This is a genomic window from Cupriavidus sp. 96C5-1 (assembly GCF_057798855.1).
Map to the genome: position 1 here is coordinate 61,073 of NZ_JBYOJU010000045.1, position 24,340 is coordinate 85,412.

Here is a 24,340-nt window from a genome sequence, read left to right on the forward strand (position 1 = left end):
TATTATTAAACATCATCCGAAGCGTGTCAATATGCGCCGGTCTACATAGAGGGAAAGAATTGAAGAAGCGAATCAGCCCCCTCCTCGCCACAGGCGCCGCCCTCCTCCTGTTGCTTTGCATGTTGGGAGCATTTGCCCTGCACGGCCTGTCCGATTTCGAATTGAAGAACGCGCGCGTCTCGGCTCTGACGTTTCATGCCGGCAATGCCGAACTGTCCGGCACCCTTGTGATGCCCAGAAATGCACCCAATGCGCCGATTGCCCTGCTCATCCACGGCGACGGGCCTCGCGATCGCTTCTCTGAAGGCGGCTACCTGCCGCTCATCAATGCGCTTCTGGACGCCGGCATCGGGGTATTTACGTGGGACAAGGCAGGCATTGGCCAAAGTAGCGGCGATTGGCTTGCACAATCGATGCAGGACCGGGCAGACGAGGCCGTCGTGGCGATGACCCGCGTGCGCCAGGCCATAGGACCCAACCACAAGATCGGTCTACTCGGGTTCTCACAGGGCGGCTGGGTCATTCCGCGCGTAGCCAGCGAAGTACGGCCAGCGTTCTCGGTCATCGTCGGCGGCGCAGTCAATTGGCGCAGGCAAGGTGTTTACCTGACGCAGCAGCGGTTGCGAGCCCAAGGCGTCCCGCCGACCAGCATCGACGCAGCGATTGCCGCCGAACTGAAGTCCAACGACCGCATTTTTTCTCGCCGGGGTGAGCCTGCGGACCCGAATGCGCGACCGGATATCGAACCCCATCGCTTCGCTTTTATTGCGCGCAATTACGCCGAGGATTCCTCCACCGCGCTCGCGACAATGCATGGCCCGGTACTCGCCGCATGGGGTGCATTGGACAGGAACGTCGACCCGGTCAATGACGCCAACTCGTATGCGCGAGCTTTCGCCGGCCACAGTGACCGGACTATCACGCTCGTACGAAACGCTACTCATGCGTTGCTGCGCGCGCGTTGGTTCGACTATCAGCTCGAATCGCAATGGCCCAAATGGAAGGTTGCACTGTTCATGTGCCTCGGGCGGCATGCATATGCGCCGGGCGCACTAACGCTGATCACCGACTGGATCAAGTCGCAATGAGGCGGTAATGCAAGGGGGGCGCCACCAGGGTGACCTGGAGTTAATCAATCATGAATGAATCTGAAACAACAAAGATAAACGCATATCGCGAACTGGCAGCCAAACACGTCTCGGCAGGCCGGATCATTGCACTGTTCACGCCCTATACGCGCCAGATAGCTTGGGTTGTCAGCCTGCTGCTGGTCAGCTCGGCCATCGGAATGGCCTCGCCTTTCATGTTGCGAGCGATCATCGACGAGGCACTCCCTCAGGCTAACATCACACTACTGATGTATCTGGCGGGTGGACTTATTGGCATTGCCGCACTCTCGGCCGCGCTGAATACATTGCAGATCGTCATGTCAACGAAGATCGGGCAATCCATCATGCACGATTTGCGCGTACGGTTGTACTCGCACCTGCAATCGCTACCGCTGTCCTTCTTTGCGGCGACGCGCTCTGGCGAAATCCAGTCGCGCATCGCCAGTGATATCGGCGGATTGCAGGCATTGGTCACCAGTACGGCTAATGAGCTCGCACGAAACACCAGCATCGTTGTCATGACCGCCATCGCCATGTTCGTCCTCGATTGGCGTCTCGCGCTCTTTTCGATGATCGTAGTGCCGTGCTCCATTCTCCTGAGTGATCGTGTCGGAAAGCTGCGAGAATCCCTCACACATGAGCAGCAGGTCCGCCTCGGGGATATGTCAGCAGCGGTTCAGGAGTCGCTCTCGATTGCGGGGATCATCCTTGCCCGCACGATGGGCCGCGCCGAGCATCTGATTCGGCGCTTCTCACGGACATCGCAAGATGTCGCCAAGCTGGAAGTTCGCTCACACACCACGGGTGAGTGGCAATGGCAATTGATATATCTGATGCTGGCCATGCTTCCGGCGCTCACCCTGTTGCTGGGCGGACTGCTGCTGAATTCCAGCGCTCCAGCCACCATTGGCACGCTTGTGGCAATGATCGCATTGCAGGAACAACTGTTGTGGCCACTCGAGCAACTCTTGGTCATTGGCCGAGAAATGCGCACGACGCGCGCTCTGTTCGCTCGCGTCTTTGAGTATCTCGACAAGCCCGTCGAGATCGTCGAATCGCCCGATGCCGTGCACTTCGGCCGACCTCAGATGCGGGGAGCGGTTCGCGTCGAGAATGTCCAGTTCACCTATCCTGGAGCACTCCAGCCTACGTTGTCGGACATTTCCATCAACATCCCTGCCGGATCCAGTGTCGCCATCGTTGGCACGACTGGATCTGGCAAAACCACGCTAGGCTATCTTCTTGCGCGTCTGTACGATGCAGATAGAGGCGCAATCCGATATGACGGCGTCGATGTACGCGATCTGAGTTTTGAGACGTTGACAGATATGTTGGGCGTCGTAACGCAGGAACCCTATTTGCTCTACGCGTCTGTCGCCGAGAACCTCCGATTTGCAAAACCAGACGCCACAGACGAAGAACTGATTGAAGCGGCCAGGATTGCACAGATTCACGATAGTTTGGCTGCGCTGCCTGACGGCTACGATACGCTCGTTGGAGATCGAGGATATCGATTCTCTGGCGGAGAGAAGCAACGGCTCGCCTTAGCGCGCACGATTCTGAGAAATCCGCCCGTGCTTCTCCTCGACGAGGCAACCAGCGCGCTCGATACCAAGACGGAACGCGCCATGGAATCCGCACTTGCAAACCTGTCTAAGGGGCGAACCACGATAACGATCGCTCATCGCCTATCCACCATCCGACGCGCAGATCAGATCGTCGTTCTGCAACGAGGTCGAATCGTCGAAGTAGGCACGCACGAGGAATTGACGAGTGTCAATGGCATCTATGCCGCGCTTGTGAAGTCCGGAACCTGACATGGCCCCGAATCGGCCTGACGCCTGGCGCTCCCACTTGCCAGGCATCAGGCCAGATGGTCGGGGCAGGTTGCCGATGGTTCTCTATCGCGTATCAATAGACGTGAAGCAGGCGAAGTTGCAGGGAGAGTACTCCCCCACAACTCATCGGTGGCGAGCCAATGCCGACATCCACCTCCCCATTGCCGAGACCGGCTTCAGACACCTCCTCCACGCGAGACTCTCGATGTGCAGTAGGACACTAGGCCCTTTGCCCCGTCAAGACACTATTGAGCCCCAGCAAGAACGCCATCCGGCAGATGTCCGTCATGTGGAGCGGAGATGCGCGCTCAGAGTTCTCCCGAACGAAACCTTCTACGTTCGACGGCGCAAGTGACATTCCGTCCGGCGACGGCTCGAGCTCGGCTCGAAATACGATCGCCGCGTCGGCCGGCAAAACGTCGTAGCGAGCCCGGCACGGAGCTCTGCCAGCGATCAGTTATGAACATTGCCAATATCAGATACAACTTCCAGCCACTCTCTGACGCCTTCGTTGGCATCTATTATCGATGCGACTAACACTACGCACTTGCTCACTGGGTGCGAATGCCAAGAAGCCAATGTCTGCCTACCTGATCGCACGCGTGAAGATCGACTATCCCGATATCTACGCCAAATACACCGCATTGACTCCCGCCATCGTCGAGGCTCATGGCGGGAGATTTCTCTCCAGAGGACGACCGCCCCTTACGCTTGAGGGCCCTCGGGAAGACCGTCGCGTGGTCGTTGTGGAGTTCCCTGATATGGAATGCGCGAAGGCATTTTATGAGTCCGCCGAATATCAGTCAGCCAAGGCGATCCGGGAAACGGCGTCAGAAGCCGAATTCGTGATTGTCCCTGGTACGCCCTCGTAGTGCGGGCAAGCGGAGCGTTAGATGGATCTTGGAATTACTGGACGTCGTGCATTGGTCTGCGGTGCATCGACAGGACTCGGATTTGCGTGCGCCAAGGCACTGGCCGCCGAGGGTGTTCATGTGACGCTTGTGTCGCGTGACGAAAACAAGTTGCGCACGGCAGTCGACCTGCTTCCGACAAATACAAATCAAGGTGTCGAGTGGCTAGCTGCCGATCTGTCTAGACCCGACGAGCGGGCAGCCGTGCTGACATCGTGCCCCACGATGGATATCCTGGTAACCAATGCCGGGGGGCCTCCCGCCATGCCCTATCTGGACGTCGATGCCGCCCAATGGCATAGAGCATTGGAGCTGAATTTCCTTTCCGCCATCGACCTGATCCAAAGCGCACTGCCCAGCATGATTGAACGCCGCTTCGGACGGATCGTCAACATCACTTCCGTGGCCGTAAGGAAGCCCGTAGAACACTTGGAACTTTCCACTGCGTCGAGAATGGCGCTGACAGGCTATGTGGCGTCCGTATCGAGACAAGTGGCGAAATTTAACATCGCGATAAATAACCTGCTTCCCGGCACCATATTGACCGAGCGTATTCGCGAACTTGGACCTGTGGCGGACAAGATGATCGAAGATGTGCCAGCAGGTCGATCTGGAACGCCTGAGGAATTTGGCGCCGCGTGCGCCTTTCTGTGCGGGGATAGTGCGAGCTTCATCGTTGGTCAGAACTTGGTGATCGACGGTGGCCTGTATAGAAGCACGCTCTAGGTCGAGACAGCCTCCTTTCCCACCTTGTCACGATTGGAGATCCCTAGCAATCCGCCGTATGGGACGACTCTGGCAGGATTCCCGCGGCTTGCGTGGCAGGCAGCGCGCCGAGCGCAATGGCGCGTGGATCGATGCCGGGCAGCTTTGTCTGCTGGTGGCGGGCGTGGCCAGCGCGCGGCTTCTGCTCGACGACGGCACAACGGTAGATGGTATGGCTGGGCTTTCGATCGGGGCCTACGCGGCAGCGGTGGTTCCCAATGCCCCGACTTCATAGAACAATCGGTCCGCCGGCATGCACTGGGAATGCTCCCCCCGGCGTCCGTCATTGATGCGACTCTTTGTGAGTGGGCTGCTTGCGCCGGTCCGGGGCGGACGGGCTCCGCGCCACCGTGGAGAACTCGATCGGCGTGGTGACGGCGCTGAACCCTTACATCGGGTACGCGAACGCAACGGCCGTCGCGCAGGAGGCTCACTCCACCGGTGGCAGCGTGTATGAGATCGTGTTGCGCGGGGTTGCCGTCGAAAGCGAATCCTATGATCGGAGACGTCGACGCAGCCGGTGCTACTGGAGGTGCACGCAAAGCCATGCTAAGCGCCACAGGCCCGTTCATCTTCATGCCGAAATTGATGCCAGGAAACGGCGTTGCCCAAAAACCATGCCGACTAGTCGGTGAACTGCGTGGCGGTGAACTGGCTGCCCTGGTCGGTGTTGACGATCTCCGGCGTGCCGTATTTCGCAAAAGCCTCCTCAAGCGCCTCTACAGCATGGCAGCTCTCCAGAGTCAGCCACCCGGTAGGCCAGTACTTTGCGGCTGGCCCAGTCCACCACCGCCGTCAGATACACGAAGCCCCCGCGCCATCGGAATGTGGGTCGTGTCGAGCGCCCACACCTGGTTGGCGCGATTTGACAGGGTTCTGGATACTTCCATGGCTTCCTTCAGAGAAGGAGAGGAAGCAGCGACGTCGAATCGAGCCCCTTCACCATCCGTTTTCCCTTAATGTAAACCAAGCTTTCGGTTCGCCGCTATCAACGCCGCAATGCTCAAGACAGCGGCAAAGATCAGATAGTAGCTAGGCGCAAGATGTGAACCCGTGAGCGAAATGAGGCCCGTAGCAATTACAGGTGCAAATCCACCGAAAATTGTTACGCCCAAGTTGTAGCTCAACGACATTCCCGTTACGCGCGTCCGCACTGGAAAGACGTCCGCCATAAAGCCAGCCAGCGGTGCAAAATATACCGCTTTGATCAAAGCCATTAGCCCTACGACAACAAGCAGGGAAGTCGTCGTAGCGGTTTTGTTGAGCCACATAAATGCCGGGAAGATGGCAACGGCATAAACCAAAGCTGCGGACAACATGATCTTAACGCGATTTATCTTACCTGCGAGGTATCCAACAATAGGGGTCACGAAGGTCAGAAGAAGCCCTCCCGTCAGCGTCGCAAGAAAACCTGAAGACTGCGGGATATGCAGCGTAGTGGCGGCATACGATGGCATGTACTTGATAATGAAGTTCGAGGCCGTCGAAACAACTAAAGTCCCCATTGCGATTAGCAAAAGAGTTTTCTGCGAAACCACAACTTCACGCAACGGCTTGTTTCCCGGTTCGCTTTCTTTGAAGTCTGGCGATTCGTCCACGGTGCGTCGAATAAGGTAACCGACTGGACCAAGCAGGAGACCAAAGATAAACGGGGTACGCCATCCCCAATCCAGCATTTGCTGTTCAGTGAGGTTGGATGTCAACACGTAGCCGAAAATAGATGCCAGTACAACGCCAAAACCTTGACTCGCGAATTGTAGGCTCGCGACGAACGTCCTGGTGCTTTTGGGTGAATGCTCCATCATGAATGCAGTTGAACTGCCGAATTCCCCACCTGCCGAGAACCCCTGAATGAGGCGCGCGAGGAGAATACCAATCGGTGCTAGTACACCGATGGCTGCGTAGTTGGGCATCACGGCAATCATCAAAGTTCCCGCCACCATTAGGATGATGGAAAGTGATAGTGCCTTCTTTCGCCCATGTGTATCGGCATAGGAACCGATGACCGCAGCACCTAGCGGACGGATCAAGAAGGAAATTCCGAAGGTCGCAAACGCCAAAAAAAGAGAAAGAGTCGGATTGGCAGCCGGAAAGAAAACATGACTGATCGTCAGCGCAAAATATGCGTAGACGGAAAGGTCAAACCATTCCAATGTGTTTCCGACAAGCGATGCGGTAATTGGCTTCCAAAATGAACGTATCTCATGTCCCTCGGCATGGTCGATGGTGGCGGACAGGTTTGTCATGTGTGTTCTCCAGATTTATTATATATATGGTTTCTCATCTGTCACGTTCACGTCTCTTCATGCAGAGACGTTGCCCAGTTCCCAGAAAAGACTTGTCATCATTTGAAGTCCCTCTTCTGCAACAGACCGCAGCAAATGCTCGTTGGGAGCGTGCTGAGAACAGCCGGGATAGGAGTGAGGTATCCAGACAGTAGGAAGTCCGAGGACATCAGCAAAGATGTCGTTAGGAACTGTGCCAGCGAGATTTGGCACCAGAGCGACCTTCTTCGGTGTTACTTGCGAGATTGCATCGCGGGACAGAGTCACCCATTTGTTGTTCACATCCAGACGTGTCGCTGGTGTCACGCGATCTACAACGACTTCGACATTTGAATATCCGTGCGCATCAAGATGCCTGCGCAATATCGCTGCGAGGTCCTGCCAGGGTGTCCCGACCACAAACCGAAAATTACAGAATGCTTTGGCTCGCGGCGGGATGGCATTGACGGGTTTTTGGGCATTTCCGGCCGACAGTGCCAGGATTTCTAGTGTATTCCAACCGAACAGGCGTTCACCAAAGGTAAGACCTGGTTCTCCCCAGTCTTCGTCGAGGGATCGACCAAGCGAGTCCTTTGTTACCTCCAGTTCTTCAATAGCCTCTCTAACTTCCTCCGCGATGGGGGGAGGAGTAAGCTCGCGGCAGGCTAGCCGTCCCTTGCCATCAATAAGGCACGCCAACGCGTTCGACAGGACCACAGCAGGGTTCGTCATCACCCCCCCCCAATTGCCGGAGTGCAAGCCGTGCTCTCGCGCAACGACTTCCAGTGAGAAGAGGGCCGTTCCGCGCGAGCCTAGAAAAATAGTCGGGCGACTGGCGTTCAGGCGCGGGCCATCGGACGCAATGAACAGATCCGCAGACAATAGCTCTTTGTTCTCTTGGCAAAACTGCCGCAAGCCTGGCGATCCACGCTCCTCGGCGGTCTCAAAAATGGCTTTGACGTTGAAACCTAAGCGACCATTTCTCGACTTGATGACTTGTTCGAGCGCAACGAGGTTGATGGTGTGCTGCCCCTTATTGTCCGCCGTGCCGCGGCCATACCATCGGTCTCCCTCAATCGTCAAATTCCATGGAGATAGGCCTTCTCGCCACTGCTGGTCGTAACCAGGTACAACGTCGCCGTGACCGTAGGTGAGGACCGTCGGGACGTTTTGCGACTCGTGACGGTGAGCGACAAGAATCGGGCCTGCCCCAGCCGGATTCTCCATAATCCAATGCGTAAAACCGAGCGCCGCCAACTGGGGAACGAGTTCCTCCACCAAGTACCGAGTAAGTTCTCCGCCGTGTTCAGGAGTTTGGCTATCACTCTTTACGGCTACCCGCCGACGGAGCTGGTCTTCAAACTGCCCCTCCGCAAAGTATCTCCGGACGCCTTCAAGCGCTTCATTCTTTTGCATGCCGCCCACCTGCATCATATTGGAGAGCGGACTATAGAAGTTCGGCATGCTTCTGTATATTTCCGTTTTCGGAAGAGATGCATCTAATTTTTAGAATCCCAGTACCTCTCTACAGCATTCGACATTAAGTACCTAAAAAAGCACTTTTCATAGCACATCAATGGACTACAAGTACTTCTTGGCGGTGGTCGATTCTGGCTCACTAGCCGCGGCGAGCGAACGGTTGCACATTGCCCCGAGCGCCATTAGTCGGCAGATTGCCTTGCTCGAGGAGGGGATAGGCGTGCTTCTGTTCGAGCGACGACCTCGTGGAATGGTATTGACTGCGGCTGGGGAAGCGTTGGCGACACACGCGCTTCGGGTGCGGCTGGAGGAGGAGGCCATAGTGAACAGTCTCCGCACCGCCAGCTATACCAAGGCGCATGTCGTCCAAATTGCTTCGACGGAGGGATTGTCGCGTTACTTCCTTCCTCAAGTTATGGCGGAATTCGAAGTGACGAACCCGGCGGTGCAGTTCGTATTAAGCGTCAGTACGCCATTTGACTGCGTGAAGATGGTAAGGGCCGGTGAAACAGACATCGGAGTGGTCTTCAGCACTGCCCCTGTGACTGATGTGCGCGTTGACTATGCTTGCCGTTCCCCACTCTGCGCCATTATGCGCCCTGATCATCCTTTGGCTACTTTTGGCGGTCTCTCGCTCGCCGCCTTGCAACCATATCCGATCGCAATGACACGTCCGGGTACGACCCAACGGCAGCTCTTTGACCATGTCTGCCAGATGGAAAAGCTTAACTTCACCGAGGTGCTTACCTGCAATTACTCTGGTGCTCTTCATGAGTTTGTACGTCGTACCACGGCCGTGGCGCTGGGCAGTCTCATCAGCCATGAGAGCGACCGGGACTATGGCCTCATTGCTGTGCCGCTAATCGACAGTCGATTAAACCGAGACATTCAAATACTGTCCATGGCTAAGAGAGCGCTGCCACCGACCGTCAGTCTTTTCCGCGACAGCTTGATTCGCCGGCTCGAGGAGGTCAACGTCCCTGAAGCAATGCACTGAGCCGCCAGCCTGTCTGTGTTGGCCACCGAGGTAACGCAACTCCTGCTAAGTTCTACCCGCAGCCGGATGCCTATTCTCCTGCTCGGACCGAAGCTCTGCAGGACGTGGATGCGGTGTCGAATGCCGCGGTTTCAAAGCGCCGGCGGCCGCTGCCTTGAGCAGCCGTTGAAATGTCGGACATTCTGCGTGGCTAGGAGCGGGGCATGCGGCAGCATGCCGCAATCCCCGGCTCATGGCCTGAAGTTGCTTGATAGTCACATCAATCTCATCTGCCTTGGCCAAAAGCACGTCTCTGTCAACGAGCGGCTCCCCGCACGGGGAGAGCATGGCGCGTATTTCGTCCAGCGAGAGACCGCCAGCCTTACCGAGCGCGATAAGGGCCAACTGGTCCAGCACGGCAGGCGCAAACTGGCGGCGAGCCCCGCGCGGGCCGACTGACGCGATCAACCCCTTCCTCTCGTAGAAACGCAATGTGTGGGCGGGAACTCCCGTGCGCTTGGCGACCTCGGCAATATTCATTTACAGACCCATTGACTTGAAGTTGACTTCAACTTCTATCATGCGTCTGGAAGGTAGATTGGTCAATGAAGAAGAGGTAAGTATGGCATCGCCGGAAGACATTACTCGAGTTGTTCTGATGGGCATCGGTGCCACTGCCGTCATGGACGTGTGGCTGACCTTCATGAAGGCGCTAGGCGTTCCCACGCTCAATTTCGCGCTAGTCGGGCGCTGGGTGGGGCATCTATGTCAAGGCAAGTTCGCGCACGTCAGCATTGGACAGGCACATCCCATCCAAAGGGAGTCGGAACTGGGTTGGGTCACGCACTATGCCGTAGGTATTGCATTCGCGCTGCTACTGGCGTGCATCCAGGGCGTTGCATGGTTACATGAACCAACCTTGGCGCCTGCTATCGCAGTGGGTGCCGCGACTGTTGCAGTGCCTCTGTTCGTTATACAGCCCGCCATGGGGGCAGGATTTGCAGCCGCCAAGACGCCCACGCCAGCCAAGAACTGCCTTCGCAGCGTGATAACTCATACAGTCTTCGGGCTGGGCCTCTATCTGTCCGCCGTATTGATCGCCTGGGCCTGGAAATGAGCAAATCTGGCCTCCAGGGGCCAAGATGAGTTCCGACAAACCTTACACCGATCCGGAACTAGCAGGGTGAGCACTATACTCCGTCATCACCAGAAATAATTCCTTTCGGAGGTCTTGCCATCTGATGTGTCCAGTTAGCTGGTCGCAGCTGTCATGGGGCGACTGCAAGATGACCGGACAATCAAAGGACTTCGGATCACCGTGAAACAGAACATCCATGACGACGGATCCTTCTTCAGCGGGTACAAGGCTCTACGACAGAAGGACACGGGTCTAAACGGCGCGCTGGAGATGCCAGCATTGCAGGCACAGCTGCCACACCTTTCCGGCTTGAACGTCCTGGATATCGGTTGCGGCTCTGGGGAATTCGCACGCCTGGCACGTCACCGTGGAGCGGCTGCGGTCACGGGCATCGGCGTCTCCGCCCACATGATCGAAGAGGCTCGGGTGCTGACGGACGACCCATGCATAACGTACCGCCAAGCTGCGATTGAGGACTTCGTTCCAATCGAGGATTCTTTCGATCTGGTGGTATCTTCGATGGCGCTGCACTACGTGGCCGATTACGCGCAGGCTGTCGACCGTATCTATCGTGCCTTGAAGCTTGGTGGCCGGCTGGTGTTCTCCGTTGAGCACCCTATCTGCACTGCTGCCCCAATCGTGTCGATCACAGACGAAACCGGTCATATGCGGCACTGGCCGGTGGACCGCTATAGTGACGAATCAATGCGCTCTACGCGCCGGTTTGCCGGCGGTGTAATCAAGTACCACCGAACAGTGGCAACGTATGTGAACACCCTGCTTCAGTCCGGGTTCCAGCTACTGCATTTGGGCGAGCCAGAACCCAAGTCAGAGTACATTGCCAGCAGACCTGAACTGCAAGGGCACCTGCGTCGACCTCCGGTTCTTCTGCTAGCAGCGGACAAGCCCGCACGGTGACCCTGGGTTGCCCGTGCGTTCAAATTCAAGTTCGAGGACGTCGACGTGCTCAACAAGCCGTGCACCACTCCAGCGAATCCCGCCAGAAAACTGTGTAGTGACAATATGCATATTCCGACCAGATGGTGTGAGAGGTTCGCTGGGGCGCTTATTGAACGACAGGCTATTGGAGAGTCGCGAGCAGACGTTTTTCGCATCCGCTGCGGCAACGGGGAGGATCTGTTCCTGAAGTCGGAGCCCATTGGTGCGCTAAGTGAGCTTCCGGACGAGGTTGAGCGCCTTCGTTGGCTGAAGCGGATCGACCTGCCGCGGCCTACCGTTCTTGATGCTGTGACAGAAAACAATCGCCACTGGCTGCTCATGAGCGCCGTCTCAGGGCATAATCTGGCCAGCGCCAACGACCTGTCTCCGTCCCAGGTCATCAGCATCGTGGCGATGGCACTACGAACCCTGCACCAGGTGCCTATTGCGGAGTGTCCCTTCGACCACCACCTGTCGCAACGTGTAGCAGCCGCCAAGAATCGTGTGAGCGCCGGGCTCGTTGATGAGGCAGATTTCGACGATGAGCGACTGGGACGAACCGCCACGGATGTGTTTGCTGAGCTTTTGTCGACACTCCCGAAGACGCATGACCTTGTGGTGACCCATGGGGATGCCTGTCTGCCAAACTTCATGGCTGAAGGAAATATATTCACCGGCTTCATCGACTGCGGTCGCCTAGGCGTCAGTGACCGCTATCAAGATCTTGCACTGGCGGCGCGAAGCATTGCGCGGAATCTTGGACAGGAGTGGGTGGCGCATTTCTTTCGCGATTACGGTGTAGAACCAGATGAGCGGCGCATAGCGTTCTACTGTTTACTGGACGAGTTCTTCTGATCCCTGCAATGCGATAAAACAACTATGCCGAGCGCAAGCCCCGATCACCCCACCCAGCCAGCCAAGGCTTGCTTGCGCAGTGTGATGACGCGTACCGTCCTTGGGCTGGGCCTCTTTCTGTCCGCCGTATTGATCGTCTGGGTCTGGACGTCGGCAGAAGTTGACCAAGGCAGAGGCCGCTCGCACATAGAGGCCGTCTGTCACGAGGCCGGATAGACACCGGATGAGGTGCTGGCGCCAGCGGCCATCCTGTGCATGCATGGCCGCCCCCACTCTGCCGCGAATTCGCCGCAGGCTGTGGTGGACTCATCTTCACCATGCCGCCAGCCCAGCGGAGTGCCACTGGGCCGGACAGGACCACAGCACAGGGATATGCCGGTCGCGCTCCCAACCCTGGCGCCGACACTCCTGACGCTGGACGCCCATTTTCGTTACTGCCTTGCCCGGAAGGGCTTTTTTTATAGGTGCTTTTGCGTACTGAATCCCTACGAATTCACGACACTGGTCGACCGGCCACAGGTTGCGGCTCGCCAGATCGACCGGTGGGCCCGTGTCCGCCACCTTGGCGCGCTGCACATAGATCGGATAAGTGCAAGCCTGACGAATCAAGGACAACACAAGATTCCGTGCCTTCGTATTGTCGTCGTCCGTAACGGATTTTCCTGCGCCCTTCGCGGCCAGCCGCGGGACCTCGCCTTCCAGGAACTTGTAGTTTTTGCGGAGTTGCACCACGTCGAACTGCCGGCGCGCAATCTCCTTAGTCGCACCGAGCTACGCGGCTCGAACTCAACTCGACTTGGAGCCTTTCCACCGCAGAAAACGCCGTATTGCGCTCTTCCTCGACCGACTCGATACGCTTGGGCGTTGGATTGTCAATCGTTGAGTTGAGTTGACGCGTACCAGCGGAACCGGACTCAATAGGGGCGGTGCGTCGCCCCAAGAGTAAGGCCCCAGGAGCCAATCCGGGAGATACGACTGTGACGCAAGCCTCGACCGGCCAGTCAGGAAAGGCCAGGTTCAAACACATCCCCCTCCCCGCGTAAACACTAGGTCTCCTGATAAGATTATAACAGTTATGATGTCTTCAATAATCCAATTGACCCGATCCATCGCCGACTATCTCAGGGGTGCATCTTGAGTCCACCACCACGATTTTCCCGCGCGGGAAATGGTAGTCTCGCTTACGAATTCCTGGGATCCGCCGCGGCCCCGCCAGTGCTGCTGATTCACAGACTCGCCCGGCAGCCTACAGGCTAGCCTGGAAACATCCCGGTGTTCAGGACCGGGCGCATTGCGGTCGGGATGCCGCTTGCGGAGGTGATGCTGCATGTGCCTGGCGTGGGCGCTGTCAAAGCGCGTACCGTGGGTCACTCCGGACCCGTCACGCTGCCAAGCGCGTTCCGATTTGTCTGCGAAGGCGTCGACGCGATGGTGCTCCCGCATGGCCTGGTTGGCTTGCCGAAGGACTTGCAGGCGCGCGCCGACAAGCGAGGGCAGACTATCGAGCAGACAGCCACTCTGTTGCGCGGCATCGTGCTCGAGAAGGACCTGTGTTGGCGTTCTTTCGGAGTGTCCACGTTCTTGCTGAAAAGCTCGCTCCGGTCCAGGGACCGCGGCACCGATGAGGCGAATCCCAACGCTGGGCTGCGCTTGCGCCCCATCTGCGGCCTGCTGATTCTCGAGCTACATCAGTTCGACGGAAAAATGTGGAAGGACGGCTGGGTCTATGACCCGGAAGAAGGCAAGACCTTCAAGGCCGCGCTACGCAAACGGGACGGCAAGCTCTTCCTGCGCGGCTTCGTGGGCGCGGAAGTCTTTGGCGAGACCGAGACCTGGAAAACTGCAAGCGGCTCGGAACAAACCTGCAATCCTTGAGGAGTAGCCTTGAGCCATCACATCGCAAATCTGTTGCTCGCGCTTGCCGGTGCAGGAACGGCAGTCCCGGCCTGGTCCCAGTCCAGTGCTGGCCCCACTGAAGGAGACAGCCCCGCGTTCAACTTGAGCTTCAAGCTCGCTGCCGTCACGGACAGCCGCGAGCGCGGTCTCAGCAACAGCGCCAATCGCCCGACCGTCCGTGCGGCAGCCGAGTTGCTGCATTCGTCGGGGGCGTTTGCAGAACTGGAAGTGCTGGGCGTCAGCAAACACCAGTACCCTGGCGGGAATGGCATCAGACTGCAGGCCGTGGGCGGCTACCGCGGGGGCAACCCGGATGGCTGGCACTATGAAGTGGGCGGCCTGTACAGCCGCTTCCCGGGCAGCAGGCTGCCGGGCGCATCAGGCTACAACGTGACGATAGACCCTGAACTGGATGAGATAGTCGATGTCACGGCGATCCCTGGCGACGTCAGCCCGGACACCACCGAACTGTTCGGCCGCATCAGCTATCGTGGTCTTTCGCTGCGCTACTTCCATACCGTTTCCGAGAACTTCTATGGCATCAACTCGAATACGGTATGCGCGGGAATCAATGACCTTGCCAGCTCCCTTGAGTGCTACGAGGGCGGCCTGAAGAATAGCCGCGGCAGTGGCTACTTCGAGCTTGCCTATCTACATCGCTTATCCAAGGTCAGCGCCATCGAAGTACGCATAGGCCATCAGCGTGTGCGGAACTTTCACGACTTCGACGTCAATAGCTTCAGCATCGAGTACCGGCATTCGTGGAAGGGCTTCGAGTTCAGCGCCGCCGCAGTCGGCGCCCGTGCGCGCGACCGGCATGCCTACGACGTGGATGTTGGCAACGGCAAGGCGCGTGATCCAGGAAAGCTCACCTTGCTGCTGGGCGTAAGCCGCAACTTCTGAGTTTCGTTCTCCATGCAAACCAACAGGATCGCCATGCCCCCTGACGATAGATATCCCCATGCAACCGCGAACGCCGAAGACGCGCGTCAGGCGGTTGGCTTTGTGCCGCGGCCTACCTGCGATAAGACAGCAGTTGCGCACCACGGCGACGCCGCGAGCGGCTCGTCCAGGGGGTTGCCCATGAGTGCTGAGCGCGAGGCGATGTTCGCGGAACTGGCAGTGCTTCTGGGTAGACCGATCGCCGGATACGTGTGGGCCTTTCGCAAGATTCATCCCGGACTGCTGCTCACGCTCAGCTTCGTGATCTCCCAAGTGGGCAACGAACTCATTGTCTACGCGCTTTTCGAAGCGTATGGCACACGCAGCGTGGCACGCACGCTCTTCGAAATCGTGTCGCCGCTGACACTGTGGTTCTTCGTCGACACAGCAATCCAGTTTGTACTGACCCTGACGGGCTTTGGCCATCGGATCCTGGTGCAAACCGCGCAGGGGCAACTGCTGGTGCTACACCGGCGCCTCCTCAGTTCCCGTCCCGATCGGCTGGAACGCCAGATTGGTGGCTCGCTCTCGATCGCGCCACATTCCCTCGGCTACGCCATCGATCGCCTCGACACCGAGATCGGTTGCTTCTACATTTGGGCCAGATGGCGCGACATGCGCCTGCATCTGACACTGAGGGAGGCAGCGACCCCTCTCACGGGAGTTGCCACCAGCCTCGATGAGGACCGACGCGTTAGCGGCCCGTTTGATCATTCAAGAATGGGCGACTCTGCATAGCAGCAGCCCGCCCATTGCAATGTTGGCCATGGCCTCGGACACATCAGGGCGCCGCTCGTAGTGCCTGACATGGCAACGCCAACGAATCATCCAGCCAAAGGTGCGCTCCACCACCCAACGTCAGCGAAGCGCCACGAAGCCAATCTGATCCTCGTTACAGCGGACCACCTGCACGACAAGGTCGAGCGTCCCGGACTTACGCATCAACAGTCGATCATTGTATCCACAGCGATATGACGTCTACTGATTGAAGCCGCCACGCCAAGACTGCCAGTGCACGGCTTCGGAAGCACCGCGGAACGCACTGTCATCCGTTCGACTTCGCCTTCGCGCGAGGCAGCACACCATACTGCCGGGCGTATGCGCGCCTTAACTTCTGCTCGTCGCCGAAGCCGCATTCACGAGCGATTTGCTTTAGCGAGACATGGGCCTCGCTGATTCGGCGCGCAGCGGCCTCCAATCGGAATGCCTCCACCGTCTTTGCAGGCGTACGACCGACCTTCTCGACGTAGTGCCGAGCGAAGGTCCGCGGCGACATTCCCAATCGTGCTGCGAGGACCTCCACTGTCATTGCTTCCGACAAATTGCCGACCATCCAGGCGTGCAGCTTGCCAAACTCTCTGTCGCCGGCACCTTGGATTGACAGCGCTTGCGATTGCTGCGGTTGATCGCCGGGACGCTTGAGGAACACAACGAGAAGTCGGGCAACATCGATGGCGGCTGTATAACCCCAATCCTCCTCGAGCAGGGCCAGCGCTAGATCGATACCTGCGCTGAATCCGGCTGAACTCCATAAACGACCGTCGCGCACGAAAACTGGTTCGTGTTCAACCTGGATATCCGGATAGCGTGCCGCCAGGACGTCCGATGCGTTCCAATGCGTTGTGAGCCGCATTCCTTTGGCCAATCCTGCTTCGGCTACCAAGAATGATCCCGTGCAGATCGCGCAGACACGCGGCACTGCTCCGCCATGTACCTTCAGCCATTCCACAACATCGGCCGGCATCGGCGGGTCTTCGGGGGGAGCACCTCCTGGCACCATGAGGACGTCGATGGCCCGAATGTCGAACGATCTGATCGATTCAGTGGCAATCGTAATGCCGCACGACGTGCGGACGGGGCCGCCGCGCATTGAGACGACACTAGTGCGGTATTTGGGTGGCTCCCCGCGCGCCAGATGATCGTTTGCGATCTGAAAGACGTCGCTTGGCCCGGCAATGTCCGACAGAGTGACGCCGTTGAACGAGAGAACCAACACGGATCGGCATGGAGTCTCTGGCAGTAAATGATGCGTTTTTGTCATATCGATTTCCCCAAAGCTAAGGCCACAATAGGTAGCATGAATTCTGCTGCGGAGACACTGATGTTTGCACGGAAAATGGACGACAAGTAGGTGGAGAACAGCCCAGCGTTTACCCCCAATGACCGGTGTTCTTTCTTGGCCATACCGAAGCACCCCCGTCAATCTCTATAGTTCTAGTTGATGAAGGAAGATCAGATGACCTTGCATGATCAGATACAGGATGCCGAGACCGCGCTTGCCGATGCGATTGCGAGCCGGGACAGCGCTGCCGTGGTCGCGCTGTATACGGCTGACGCCCGTTTGTTGCCTGACGGCGGTCCGACAATGGCAGGCTCCCGGGAAATCGCAAGCTTCTTCGACCAAGCCTTCTCACAGGGCATCGTCGGCGGCAACTTCGTCACGCTTGAGGTCGACGGCAGTGCAGAGTACGTCATCGAGATTGGCAAGTATGAGCTCTACGCCCAATCAGGAAACGGACCGAGAACCGTCGCTGGTAGCGGACGGTATCTCGTCGCCTGGAAATGTGTCGAGGGAAAATGGCGCCTTCACCGCGACATCTTCAACCGCGTTGGTGGTGCCGAGTAACCTCAGTTCGTTTGCGGGAGGCCGGCGCCCGCGTTCGCCGGCAGGTTGAGAGATGACATCATGAAAGTTCAAGCGTTGGTATTCCCGGGGTTTACGTTCATCGATCTCGCGGCGCCGATGCAGGCGTTTTCGTTGTTACCAGAGTTTGAGTCGCAGATCGTCTGGCAAGAGAAGGGCGCCGTGGATTCAGACGGCGGCGTTTCCGTCAACGCGACACACGATTTCTCGAACGCGTGGACTAATCCGGACATTCTTTTCGTGCCGGGCAACACGGTTTCATTGTTCGCACAGCTTGAGGATGAACGCACCATCGATTTCGTCGCAGACCGAGGTGGCCGCGCGAAATGGGTTACAAGTGTGTGCAATGGTTCATTGCTGCTTGGCGCCGCAGGATTGCTGCATGGCTATGCTGCGGCTTCCTACTGGTATACGCGCGAATACCTCTCGCACTTCGGCGCTATACCCACGGCCGACCGCGTTGTGATCGACCGAAATCGCGTCACGGGAGGTGGCATGACCGCCGGCCTGGACTTCGGACTTACAATGCTCGGACATCTCCTCGGCGAGCCGATGGGGCGAGTCTCTGAACTCCTGTTCGAGTATGCGCCGCAGCCACCATACGGCACCGGACGCCCGGAGCTAGCACCAGCAGAAACACTTCAGACGGCACTGGGTATCGTAGCCAAGCTGATGCCGGTAGAGCGTATCCAAAGTCTGAAGGTTCGACCCGCGCCCGCAGTTGTTTAGCCCCCACATGCTCGAGTTCCGGAAGCAAATGCAGACACATGCATGCACAGGTGCTTTTGGCCTTTACTTTCGAAGACAGTATGCGATGCGATGGCTTTGTCAACTTGACGATATCAAGACAAGGCAGTGCCGGGCGATCCCACTGCTCAGGAGGCGGTTGGCGGATTTTCGGCTGGGTGAACTCGTGCCATGCGGGGAATCTGGCGGCAAGGTGTTTGCGATAGCGCGAAGCACGCACAAGACGCTGCTTCATTGTGCCTGGGGAAGATCGAAGTGTGCACTGGTGTAGCACCGCAGGTACGCGACGGGCACTCAGGCCGTTTTACCGATTCGAGAGCACCTCGAAATCTTCCTAGACCGGCAGCCGCGGCAGCCGGAACGTGAACGCTGAACACTTGAGGCGCCACTGCCAAATGCCGCACCAGCAGGCTGCAGCATTTGGCAGAGTCCGCTGTAGACGGCGGCACCTCATGCACCAGTGGCCACCATGTGTCGGACAAGCGCGCGACGACGGCAAGCATAGCGGCACCGGCCTGCCTCGTTGTCGGAGGAGATGCGACCCCTCGGCCTATAGCAGGCCCTGGCTGCGGGCGTGCGCGACGCCGTCGTCGAGCGCGCGTGTCAGGCCGTCCACAAGTTCATCGATCTGTGCTACGGTGATGATCAGCGGCGGGCACAGCGCGATACTGTCGCGAATGGCGCGCACAATCACGCCATATTCCATGGCGCGACCCTGGATCCATGCGCCCAGGCCGGCCGCGGCGGGGAACGCCTTTTTGCCGGGCTTGTCGCTGACCAGTTCCACCGCTCCGAGGAGGCCGACGCCGCGTGCCTCGCCAACCAGCGGATGGTCGGTCAATGCCTGCAGGCGGCCGAGGAAGTGCGGAGCGATCTCGCGCACATGCTCGACCACCTTGCGTTCCTCGTAGATCTTCAAGGTCTCAAGTGCCACCGCCGCGCACACTGGATGCGCGGCATAGGTGACGCCGTGCGCGAAGGTGCCCTGCTTACGGCTCTCGGCCAGCAGCGTATCCTGGATCGCGTCAGTGAGCAGCAGGCCCGAGATGGGCTGGTAGGCGGCGGACAAGGCCTTGGCAACCGTGATCATGTCTGGCTTGAGGCCGTAGGTGTCGCAGCCGAACATATTACCGGTACGCCCGAAGCCGCAGATCACCTCGTCTACGATGAAGAGGATGTCGTATTTCTTCAGAATGGCCTGCACCCGCTCGAAATACCCCGGCGGAGGCACGATGACGCCTCCCGCGCCGATGACGGGTTCGGCAATGAAAGCCGCCACGGTCTCGGGCCCTTCGGCGAGGATCAATTGCTCCAGGTTGTCAGCCAGCCGCGTGGCAAAGTCCGCGGGAGCTTCCCCGGGGCGGCCGAAGTGATAGTGGCTGGGGCAATCGGTATGCAGTACGCGCGCAATCGGCAGGTCGAAGTCGGAGTGCACCGTCGGCAAGCCGGTAAGACTGCCCGACGCCACCGTCACGCCGTGGTAGCCGTACCAGCGGGAGATAATTTTCTTCTTGTCAGGCCGGCCGAGCGCATTGTTGTGGTACCAGACCAGCTTGACCGCGGCGTCGTTGGCCTCTGACCCGGAACTGGCGAACAACACGTGGTTGAGCCCTTGCGGTGCGATACCAGTCAGGTGCCTGGCCAGTTCGATTCCCGGCGGGTGCGAGCGGTGATTGAACAAATGGTAGAAAGGCAGCGTCTGCAATTGCTTGGTGGCCGCATCGACAAGGCGTGCCTCCGAAAACCCGAGCGACGCGCACCATAGTCCGGCCATGCCCTCCAGATAGCGCTTGCCCGCCTCGTCGTATACATAGCAGCCTTCGCCGCGTGTGATCACGGTAGGGCCGCGGCCGCGGTGCGCGTCGAGGTTGGTGTACGGGTGAACCACATGGGCAATGTCCTGCTCGTGAGCGGCGCTCTTGGCTTCCATTTTCTGTCTCCTTTTATCTCAGATAATTCTGCGTGGGGGTGAGTTTCGTTTCTGTGTGAAATATTTCTCCCTTTGTATTGAAATTTGGCGAAATGTATTTATTTGTATTTTATTCTGTCTTAATGAAACCAGCTTTTCCTGGGAAGAATAAATATGGTATTCCAGACGCAGATGCGGAAAATATATTTTTAAATAGATTCAACATTTCGATGTATTTTTCCATGCAGGACATTCAGGAAAGACGCCACGTAGTAGACGCGCACTGGACCATCGCTTTGGCCAGCGTGCTGATCCCCTCGTTGTTCCTGGCGGTGCATCGAAACCAACTCAAGCCGCCCAGGCGCAACCTTCTCAGGCGTGGTCACCAAGGAAGCTCAGTAAGCACATTTGGTTCTGCGACGCTTACAGGCGCGCTGCCGTGAACTGGAAGAGCCCACCGCTGCGGCGCTACGAGTTCAGCGGAAGCTGCGGACACCTTGACGTGCCCTGCGAGCTTCGCGTGTTCCACTGATTGCCTGGGCTGCCCTTCCATATCTGATTGACAGGCCGAATGGAGCAGTCGAGGCTAGGGCATCGGCTGCCCTAGCCTCGGCACTACGGCTCCTGCCTGCTTTCGGCAGCGAACAGAAGATAGTCATCACACCGGAAGCTCCTGGCTCTGGCCCAGTACTGGGTACTGAAGCCAGGCCAAAGCGTCGTAACCTTGCCGCTGCGCTTGTCCTGATACCAACTTTTGCAACCGGTTACCCATACCGATGTCTTGAGCCGCTGCTGCAATATCCGGTTGTACTCAGCCTGAACCTCGCGTCTGACCTCCACCACAGTGCTCCCCTTCCTCCGAGCCTGTTTGAGTGCTCCGACTATGTGAGCGACATTGGCCTCGATAATGAATACCATCGAGTTGTGGCCGAGGCCCGTATTCGGCCCGGTAATCAGGAACAGGTTGGGAAAGCCACTGACGCTCGCGCCAACGTAGGCTTCTGCACCAAAACGCCACGCCTCGTTCAGTTCCAGTCCCATGCGGCCGTGCACCTTCAGCTTCCCAAGGGCTTCCGTCGCTTGAAACCCTGTGCCGTAGATGATGACATCGGCAGGATGAAGCCTGCCATCAGCCGACAGTACGCCTTCGGGAACGACACGCTCAATCGGGGTCGTTATCAATTCTGTGTTGGCGCGCTGCAAGGCAGGATACCAGGTGTCAGAGATCAGGATTCTCTTGCACCCCATCACATAATCCGGGCTGAGCTTGGCCCGCAGCACTGGATCTGGCACTTGCGCAAGCATGTGTTTGCGTGCGACCTTCTCGCCCCACTCCATGTATTTTGGATTGACCACGGTCCCCAGCGCGGACAACTCGTTCATCCAGTGGATGCGCCAGCGGTTCAGCCTCATGAAGGCGGGCACCCATCTGTTGATGGTCTTGCGCAAGTTCGAGATCGACCGATCGTGTCGCGGCACGATCCAAGGCGGTGTGCGCTGGAACACGCTGAGTTTTCCCGCGCTAGCTGCGATCTCCGGCACGAACTGGATCGCGCTGGCGCCCGTTCCGATCACGGCGATGCGCTTGCCCTGCAAGTTGCAGCCGTGGTCCCAGCGCGCTGAGTGAAAGGACGTTCCTTGGAACTGCTCAATCCCGCGAAGCTTCGGGATAGCCGGCTCGCTGAGCCCACCCGTACCCAAGATCAGGTAGCGCGATCGCAGGCTTCCGTTGTTAGTATGAACGCGCCACGTTTGCGTGCCGGCGTCGAACGCAGCACCGCTAACAAGGGTATTGAAGCGGATACGCTCGATCAGACCATACCGTCTGGCCGTCGCCTGCAGGTATTCGTAGATCTCGGCCTGCCCCGGATAAGTGCGCGACCAGTCCGGATTGAGTGCGAAAGAGAAGGAATACAAATGTGATGGGATATCGCACGCCGCGCCTGGGTAGTGGTTGTCGCGCCAGGTACCACCCACCGTCTCGCCTCGCTCGAGCATCAGAATCGAGTCGAAACCGGCCTCATGAAGCTTGATGGCCATGCATTGCCCTGCGAAGCCAGTGCCAACGATCACCACCTCCGCATCGACGTCCGCTGGCGATTCGTATAAAGACTGATTTATCACAATCCAACTCCAACAGTGCGGGCACGCCGCACGATTTTAGATCCATATCCGAAGGCCCACACGTGGTGGGCGACCAACTCGCCGAGCAATGACGCGAGCTCGGAGCGCATCGCCTCGCGATCAGCGGTCATGAGGAAATCCTTCGGCCAGCGGCCCGATGTCGCCACCGGTTGGCACTCAGGCCCCGTGGCCCTCCCGCCGTTGACCCGGCATCCTCGCTCATGTATGCACCAGGCGACTGACCTAGGCTTTTCACGGCACTCCTGTATGAGATGAAGGCAGGCCGAACTCAGCATCAGCGACCGAACCCGGCACCAGACTTGTCTCGCCGCTCTCCTGAACCTCGTCGCCCCGGACCACCAAGTCACACACGTCCGAGTCATGAGCATCTGCACACTACGCCGGCACTCAACTCGAGCCTTGCTATTGCACAAAGGCTTCACGAAGGGCGACGACCGGCTGATTCGGATCACGAAGGCGGACAAATGGGCCTAAGTGCCCAAAGAACGCATCGGCTGGTATCGCAGCCTCGGGGGCACTTACCCCCCTTTTGCTGATCTGGTTCCTTGCCAGCATGAGTAACGCAACCGCCGTCGGGATGCAGGTATTTGGCCCCATTCCGCCAGGGATTTCGCCATTCAGCCAAGCGCTGCAGATATGCCGCTTCTCCCCCTTCCTGCCCTCCGCTATGGCAGCCATCTCGGCAGGGATGTAGCGCCTGCCAAACAGAGTCTCCGCGAGTGAGCGTTTCAACAGGTACATCGACTCACCAAACGAGAGCCCGGACAGGTCTTTGCTCACCAAAATCGTATGCAACAGTTCCGCAGCCTCCTTGACCGTCTGCCCGTGCTTGTCCACCCGGGCCTGCAACACCTTCAGTACACCGGCCAGGCCATGAGAGAGCACCATCGCGTTGACGCTTTCACGGATGGATGGAAAAGTGCCCGGCAGAGTGACAGGTTCGGGGTGACCCACGGTATGGGCCTTGACCGTCCCTACGCCAGGCACGTCAAGGCGGATTTCGGCGAGCGGACTCCCAAATGCGATTTCCCCAGCTCTGAACACTGGAATACGTCCGGTGACTTGCTCGACCCAGTGCTCCAGTGCTGCGCCCATCTCGGAGTCCGCGTTTTCTTCCTCCTTCGCGCGCGAAGTGCTTCCCCAGGTTGTCACCACACGATGCGGTGCACCCACCTGCCGGATCGCCGTGCTCGCCAGCAAATTAGCAACACCCGGGCTTGCCCCCATACCAATGATCGCAGTGATCCCCGCGGCCTCGGCCTTGGCGTGCAGACCCAGCATGGCCAGAGTCGGCTCGGGATCGTCGCAGATGTCGATGTAGTGGCAACCCGCATCGATTGCGCACTCGAGCACCGCCGTGCCGAAGAGGTAATATGGGCCGATGGTCGATACCACGACGTCGTATTGCCTCAGGACATTCGTCAGGGCCACACGGTCGCGTGCGTCCACCTCCATGGAATCTATGGATGGATGCCTCAGTGCAAGCGCATAGTCTCGGGCCGCACCCACGTTTCTGTCGGCGATGGTAAGCCGGGTAAAGGCCTTGAGCTTGATCGCCGTCTCGACAAAATGCCGGCCCATGAGGCCGCAGCCTCCCAAAGCAATCACGTTCATGCCGGTTCTCCTCCAAGCGGCCCGAGCATGGCCGGAATTGAGTTCAGGCTGACGGTGCCGTGCGCCAGGTCATCCAGGGAGTACGGCGCACTCCCGGTCAACCCCAGTTGCGTCAGCAAATGAAGCGAGGCTAGACGGGGCCTGCCGCTCAGCCGGCTTGACTTGCCAA

23 protein-coding genes and 3 pseudogenes are annotated in these 24,340 nt (G+C 58.3%); 16 read left to right on the plus strand and 10 right to left on the minus strand.

Going from position 1 to position 24,340, the window contains the following annotated elements; all coding sequences use genetic code 11:
- Positions 1-71 precede the first annotated feature (71 nt).
- The 6 genes and pseudogenes from AC3FOF_RS35270 to aspA form a co-directional block, all read left to right on the plus strand.
- Complete coding sequence (locus tag AC3FOF_RS35270; RefSeq protein ID WP_488729251.1) at positions 72-1,088, plus strand: alpha/beta hydrolase family protein; 1,017 nt, start codon at positions 72-74, stop codon at positions 1,086-1,088.
- A 50-nt stretch (positions 1,089-1,138) separates the two neighbouring features.
- Positions 1,139-2,926 carry an ABC transporter ATP-binding protein gene (locus AC3FOF_RS35275; protein ID WP_488729232.1) on the plus strand — a complete coding sequence of 596 codons (1,788 nt, stop codon included), beginning with the start codon at positions 1,139-1,141 and terminating at the stop codon, positions 2,924-2,926.
- A gap of 599 nt (positions 2,927-3,525) precedes the next feature.
- Positions 3,526-3,819, plus strand: a complete 294-nt coding sequence (locus tag AC3FOF_RS35280) for a DUF1330 domain-containing protein (RefSeq protein WP_017227461.1) — start codon at positions 3,526-3,528, stop codon at positions 3,817-3,819.
- Positions 3,820-3,840: 21 nt separating this feature from the next.
- Positions 3,841-4,584, plus strand: a complete 744-nt coding sequence (locus AC3FOF_RS35285; protein WP_488729233.1) for an SDR family oxidoreductase — start codon at positions 3,841-3,843, stop codon at positions 4,582-4,584.
- A 58-nt stretch (positions 4,585-4,642) separates the two neighbouring features.
- The gene (locus tag AC3FOF_RS35290) at positions 4,643-4,858 is read left to right on the plus strand and encodes an ACP S-malonyltransferase (RefSeq protein WP_017227459.1); all 216 of its coding nucleotides are present in this window, start codon (positions 4,643-4,645) and stop codon (positions 4,856-4,858) included.
- Between the two features lie 97 nt (positions 4,859-4,955).
- Positions 4,956-5,176, plus strand: a pseudogene (aspA, locus tag AC3FOF_RS35295) (aspartate ammonia-lyase); the annotation flags it as partial.
- Between the two features lie 77 nt (positions 5,177-5,253).
- On the opposite strand, the pseudogene AC3FOF_RS35300 reads toward aspA, so the two are convergent.
- The 3 genes and pseudogenes from AC3FOF_RS35300 to AC3FOF_RS35310 form a co-directional block, all read right to left on the minus strand.
- Positions 5,254-5,486, minus strand: a pseudogene (locus AC3FOF_RS35300) (transposase); the annotation flags it as partial.
- Between the two features lie 93 nt (positions 5,487-5,579).
- Positions 5,580-6,869, minus strand: a complete 1,290-nt coding sequence (locus tag AC3FOF_RS35305; RefSeq protein WP_017227458.1) for an MFS transporter — start codon at positions 6,867-6,869, stop codon at positions 5,580-5,582.
- Between the two features lie 57 nt (positions 6,870-6,926).
- Positions 6,927-8,303, minus strand: coding sequence for a M20 family metallopeptidase (locus tag AC3FOF_RS35310; RefSeq protein ID WP_276263419.1), 1,377 nt, complete (start codon positions 8,301-8,303; stop codon positions 6,927-6,929).
- Between the two features lie 160 nt (positions 8,304-8,463).
- Between AC3FOF_RS35310 and AC3FOF_RS35315 the strand changes: the two genes are divergently transcribed.
- Positions 8,464-9,363 carry a LysR family transcriptional regulator gene (locus AC3FOF_RS35315; RefSeq protein ID WP_017227456.1) on the plus strand — a complete coding sequence of 300 codons (900 nt, stop codon included), beginning with the start codon at positions 8,464-8,466 and terminating at the stop codon, positions 9,361-9,363.
- Between the two features lie 45 nt (positions 9,364-9,408).
- Here the strand turns inward: AC3FOF_RS35315 and AC3FOF_RS35320 are convergent, their stop codons facing one another.
- Positions 9,409-9,882, minus strand: a complete 474-nt coding sequence (locus AC3FOF_RS35320; protein ID WP_488729234.1) for a helix-turn-helix domain-containing protein — start codon at positions 9,880-9,882, stop codon at positions 9,409-9,411.
- Between the two features lie 82 nt (positions 9,883-9,964).
- On the opposite strand from AC3FOF_RS35320, the gene AC3FOF_RS35325 reads away from it, so the two are divergent.
- From AC3FOF_RS35325 to AC3FOF_RS35335, 3 genes are all read left to right on the plus strand, one after another.
- On the plus strand, positions 9,965-10,459 hold the full coding sequence (locus AC3FOF_RS35325) for a DUF2938 domain-containing protein (RefSeq protein WP_488729252.1): 495 nt from the start codon (positions 9,965-9,967) through the stop codon (positions 10,457-10,459).
- Positions 10,460-10,660: 201 nt separating this feature from the next.
- Positions 10,661-11,398 (plus strand): class I SAM-dependent methyltransferase, encoded by a 738-nt coding sequence (locus AC3FOF_RS35330; RefSeq protein ID WP_488729235.1) that lies wholly within the window; start codon positions 10,661-10,663, stop codon positions 11,396-11,398.
- A gap of 105 nt (positions 11,399-11,503) precedes the next feature.
- Positions 11,504-12,274, plus strand: coding sequence for an APH(3')-II family aminoglycoside O-phosphotransferase (locus AC3FOF_RS35335; RefSeq protein WP_488729236.1), 771 nt, complete (start codon positions 11,504-11,506; stop codon positions 12,272-12,274).
- Between the two features lie 312 nt (positions 12,275-12,586).
- On the opposite strand, the gene AC3FOF_RS35340 is transcribed toward AC3FOF_RS35335, so the two are convergent.
- A complete protein-coding gene (locus tag AC3FOF_RS35340; RefSeq protein WP_017227451.1) occupies positions 12,587-13,006 on the minus strand; it encodes a hypothetical protein in 420 nt (139 codons plus the stop codon).
- 540 nt (positions 13,007-13,546) lie between these two features.
- On the opposite strand from AC3FOF_RS35340, the gene AC3FOF_RS35345 reads away from it, so the two are divergent.
- The 3 genes from AC3FOF_RS35345 to AC3FOF_RS35355 all read left to right on the plus strand — a co-directional run bounded on the left by AC3FOF_RS35345 (position 13,547) and on the right by AC3FOF_RS35355 (position 15,850).
- Positions 13,547-14,149: a DUF2147 domain-containing protein gene (locus AC3FOF_RS35345; RefSeq protein ID WP_017227450.1), complete on the plus strand. Its 603-nt coding sequence runs from the start codon at positions 13,547-13,549 to the stop codon at positions 14,147-14,149.
- 9 nt (positions 14,150-14,158) lie between these two features.
- Positions 14,159-15,073 (plus strand): TorF family putative porin, encoded by a 915-nt coding sequence (locus tag AC3FOF_RS35350; protein ID WP_276263426.1) that lies wholly within the window; start codon positions 14,159-14,161, stop codon positions 15,071-15,073.
- Between the two features lie 180 nt (positions 15,074-15,253).
- Positions 15,254-15,850 carry a hypothetical protein gene (locus AC3FOF_RS35355; RefSeq protein ID WP_276263427.1) on the plus strand — a complete coding sequence of 199 codons (597 nt, stop codon included), beginning with the start codon at positions 15,254-15,256 and terminating at the stop codon, positions 15,848-15,850.
- Here the strand turns inward: AC3FOF_RS35355 and AC3FOF_RS35360 are convergent.
- Both AC3FOF_RS35360 and AC3FOF_RS35365 read right to left on the minus strand, forming a co-directional pair.
- Positions 15,827-16,072, minus strand: a pseudogene (locus AC3FOF_RS35360) (transposase); the annotation flags it as partial. The gene AC3FOF_RS35355 and the pseudogene AC3FOF_RS35360 overlap by 24 nt on opposite strands.
- A gap of 85 nt (positions 16,073-16,157) precedes the next feature.
- Entirely contained in the window at positions 16,158-17,153 is a 996-nt protein-coding gene (locus AC3FOF_RS35365; RefSeq protein ID WP_488729237.1) for a GlxA family transcriptional regulator, read from the minus strand.
- Positions 17,154-17,348: 195 nt separating this feature from the next.
- On the opposite strand from AC3FOF_RS35365, the gene AC3FOF_RS35370 reads away from it, so the two are divergent.
- Both AC3FOF_RS35370 and AC3FOF_RS35375 read left to right on the plus strand, forming a co-directional pair.
- Positions 17,349-17,738: a YybH family protein gene (locus AC3FOF_RS35370; protein ID WP_488729238.1), complete on the plus strand. Its 390-nt coding sequence runs from the start codon at positions 17,349-17,351 to the stop codon at positions 17,736-17,738.
- A gap of 60 nt (positions 17,739-17,798) precedes the next feature.
- Entirely contained in the window at positions 17,799-18,485 is a 687-nt protein-coding gene (locus AC3FOF_RS35375; protein ID WP_488729239.1) for a DJ-1/PfpI family protein, read from the plus strand.
- 568 nt (positions 18,486-19,053) lie between these two features.
- Here AC3FOF_RS35375 and AC3FOF_RS35380 read toward each other — a convergent pair.
- Positions 19,054-20,433: an aspartate aminotransferase family protein gene (locus AC3FOF_RS35380; RefSeq protein WP_488729240.1), complete on the minus strand. Its 1,380-nt coding sequence runs from the start codon at positions 20,431-20,433 to the stop codon at positions 19,054-19,056.
- A gap of 92 nt (positions 20,434-20,525) precedes the next feature.
- On the opposite strand from AC3FOF_RS35380, the gene AC3FOF_RS35385 reads away from it, so the two are divergent.
- On the plus strand, positions 20,526-20,855 hold the full coding sequence (locus AC3FOF_RS35385; RefSeq protein WP_488729241.1) for a hypothetical protein: 330 nt from the start codon (positions 20,526-20,528) through the stop codon (positions 20,853-20,855).
- Between the two features lie 172 nt (positions 20,856-21,027).
- Here AC3FOF_RS35385 and AC3FOF_RS35390 read toward each other — a convergent pair whose 3' ends face one another.
- Together AC3FOF_RS35390 and AC3FOF_RS35395 are read right to left on the minus strand one after the other, a co-directional pair.
- Complete coding sequence (locus AC3FOF_RS35390; protein ID WP_488729242.1) at positions 21,028-22,536, minus strand: flavin-containing monooxygenase; 1,509 nt, start codon at positions 22,534-22,536, stop codon at positions 21,028-21,030.
- Between the two features lie 423 nt (positions 22,537-22,959).
- Positions 22,960-24,171 (minus strand): saccharopine dehydrogenase family protein, encoded by a 1,212-nt coding sequence (locus AC3FOF_RS35395; RefSeq protein ID WP_488729243.1) that lies wholly within the window; start codon positions 24,169-24,171, stop codon positions 22,960-22,962.
- Positions 24,172-24,340: the final 169 nt, after the last annotated feature.

Excerpts from the sequence above, each read along its gene's own strand:
- AC3FOF_RS35285 (WP_488729233.1), top strand. The coding sequence starts at position 3,841 with ATGGATCTTGGAATTACTGGACGTCGTGCATTGGTCTGCGGTGCATCG.
- AC3FOF_RS35320 (WP_488729234.1), bottom strand. The coding sequence starts at position 9,882 with ATGAATATTGCCGAGGTCGCCAAGCGCACGGGAGTTCCCGCCCACACA.
- AC3FOF_RS35380 (WP_488729240.1), bottom strand. The coding sequence starts at position 20,433 with ATGGAAGCCAAGAGCGCCGCTCACGAGCAGGACATTGCCCATGTGGTT.
- AC3FOF_RS35385 (WP_488729241.1), top strand. The coding sequence starts at position 20,526 with ATGTATTTATTTGTATTTTATTCTGTCTTAATGAAACCAGCTTTTCCT.
- AC3FOF_RS35290 (WP_017227459.1), top strand. The coding sequence starts at position 4,643 with ATGGGACGACTCTGGCAGGATTCCCGCGGCTTGCGTGGCAGGCAGCGC.
- AC3FOF_RS35335 (WP_488729236.1), top strand. The coding sequence starts at position 11,504 with ATGCATATTCCGACCAGATGGTGTGAGAGGTTCGCTGGGGCGCTTATT.
- AC3FOF_RS35280 (WP_017227461.1), top strand. The coding sequence starts at position 3,526 with ATGTCTGCCTACCTGATCGCACGCGTGAAGATCGACTATCCCGATATC.
- AC3FOF_RS35370 (WP_488729238.1), top strand. The coding sequence starts at position 17,349 with ATGACCTTGCATGATCAGATACAGGATGCCGAGACCGCGCTTGCCGAT.
- AC3FOF_RS35355 (WP_276263427.1), top strand. The coding sequence starts at position 15,254 with ATGAGTGCTGAGCGCGAGGCGATGTTCGCGGAACTGGCAGTGCTTCTG.
- AC3FOF_RS35275 (WP_488729232.1), top strand. The coding sequence starts at position 1,139 with ATGAATGAATCTGAAACAACAAAGATAAACGCATATCGCGAACTGGCA.
- AC3FOF_RS35395 (WP_488729243.1), bottom strand. The coding sequence starts at position 24,171 with ATGAACGTGATTGCTTTGGGAGGCTGCGGCCTCATGGGCCGGCATTTT.
- AC3FOF_RS35325 (WP_488729252.1), top strand. The coding sequence starts at position 9,965 with ATGGCATCGCCGGAAGACATTACTCGAGTTGTTCTGATGGGCATCGGT.
- AC3FOF_RS35310 (WP_276263419.1), bottom strand. The coding sequence starts at position 8,303 with ATGCAAAAGAATGAAGCGCTTGAAGGCGTCCGGAGATACTTTGCGGAG.
- AC3FOF_RS35375 (WP_488729239.1), top strand. The coding sequence starts at position 17,799 with ATGAAAGTTCAAGCGTTGGTATTCCCGGGGTTTACGTTCATCGATCTC.
- AC3FOF_RS35365 (WP_488729237.1), bottom strand. The coding sequence starts at position 17,153 with ATGACAAAAACGCATCATTTACTGCCAGAGACTCCATGCCGATCCGTG.
- AC3FOF_RS35315 (WP_017227456.1), top strand. The coding sequence starts at position 8,464 with ATGGACTACAAGTACTTCTTGGCGGTGGTCGATTCTGGCTCACTAGCC.
- AC3FOF_RS35305 (WP_017227458.1), bottom strand. The coding sequence starts at position 6,869 with ATGACAAACCTGTCCGCCACCATCGACCATGCCGAGGGACATGAGATA.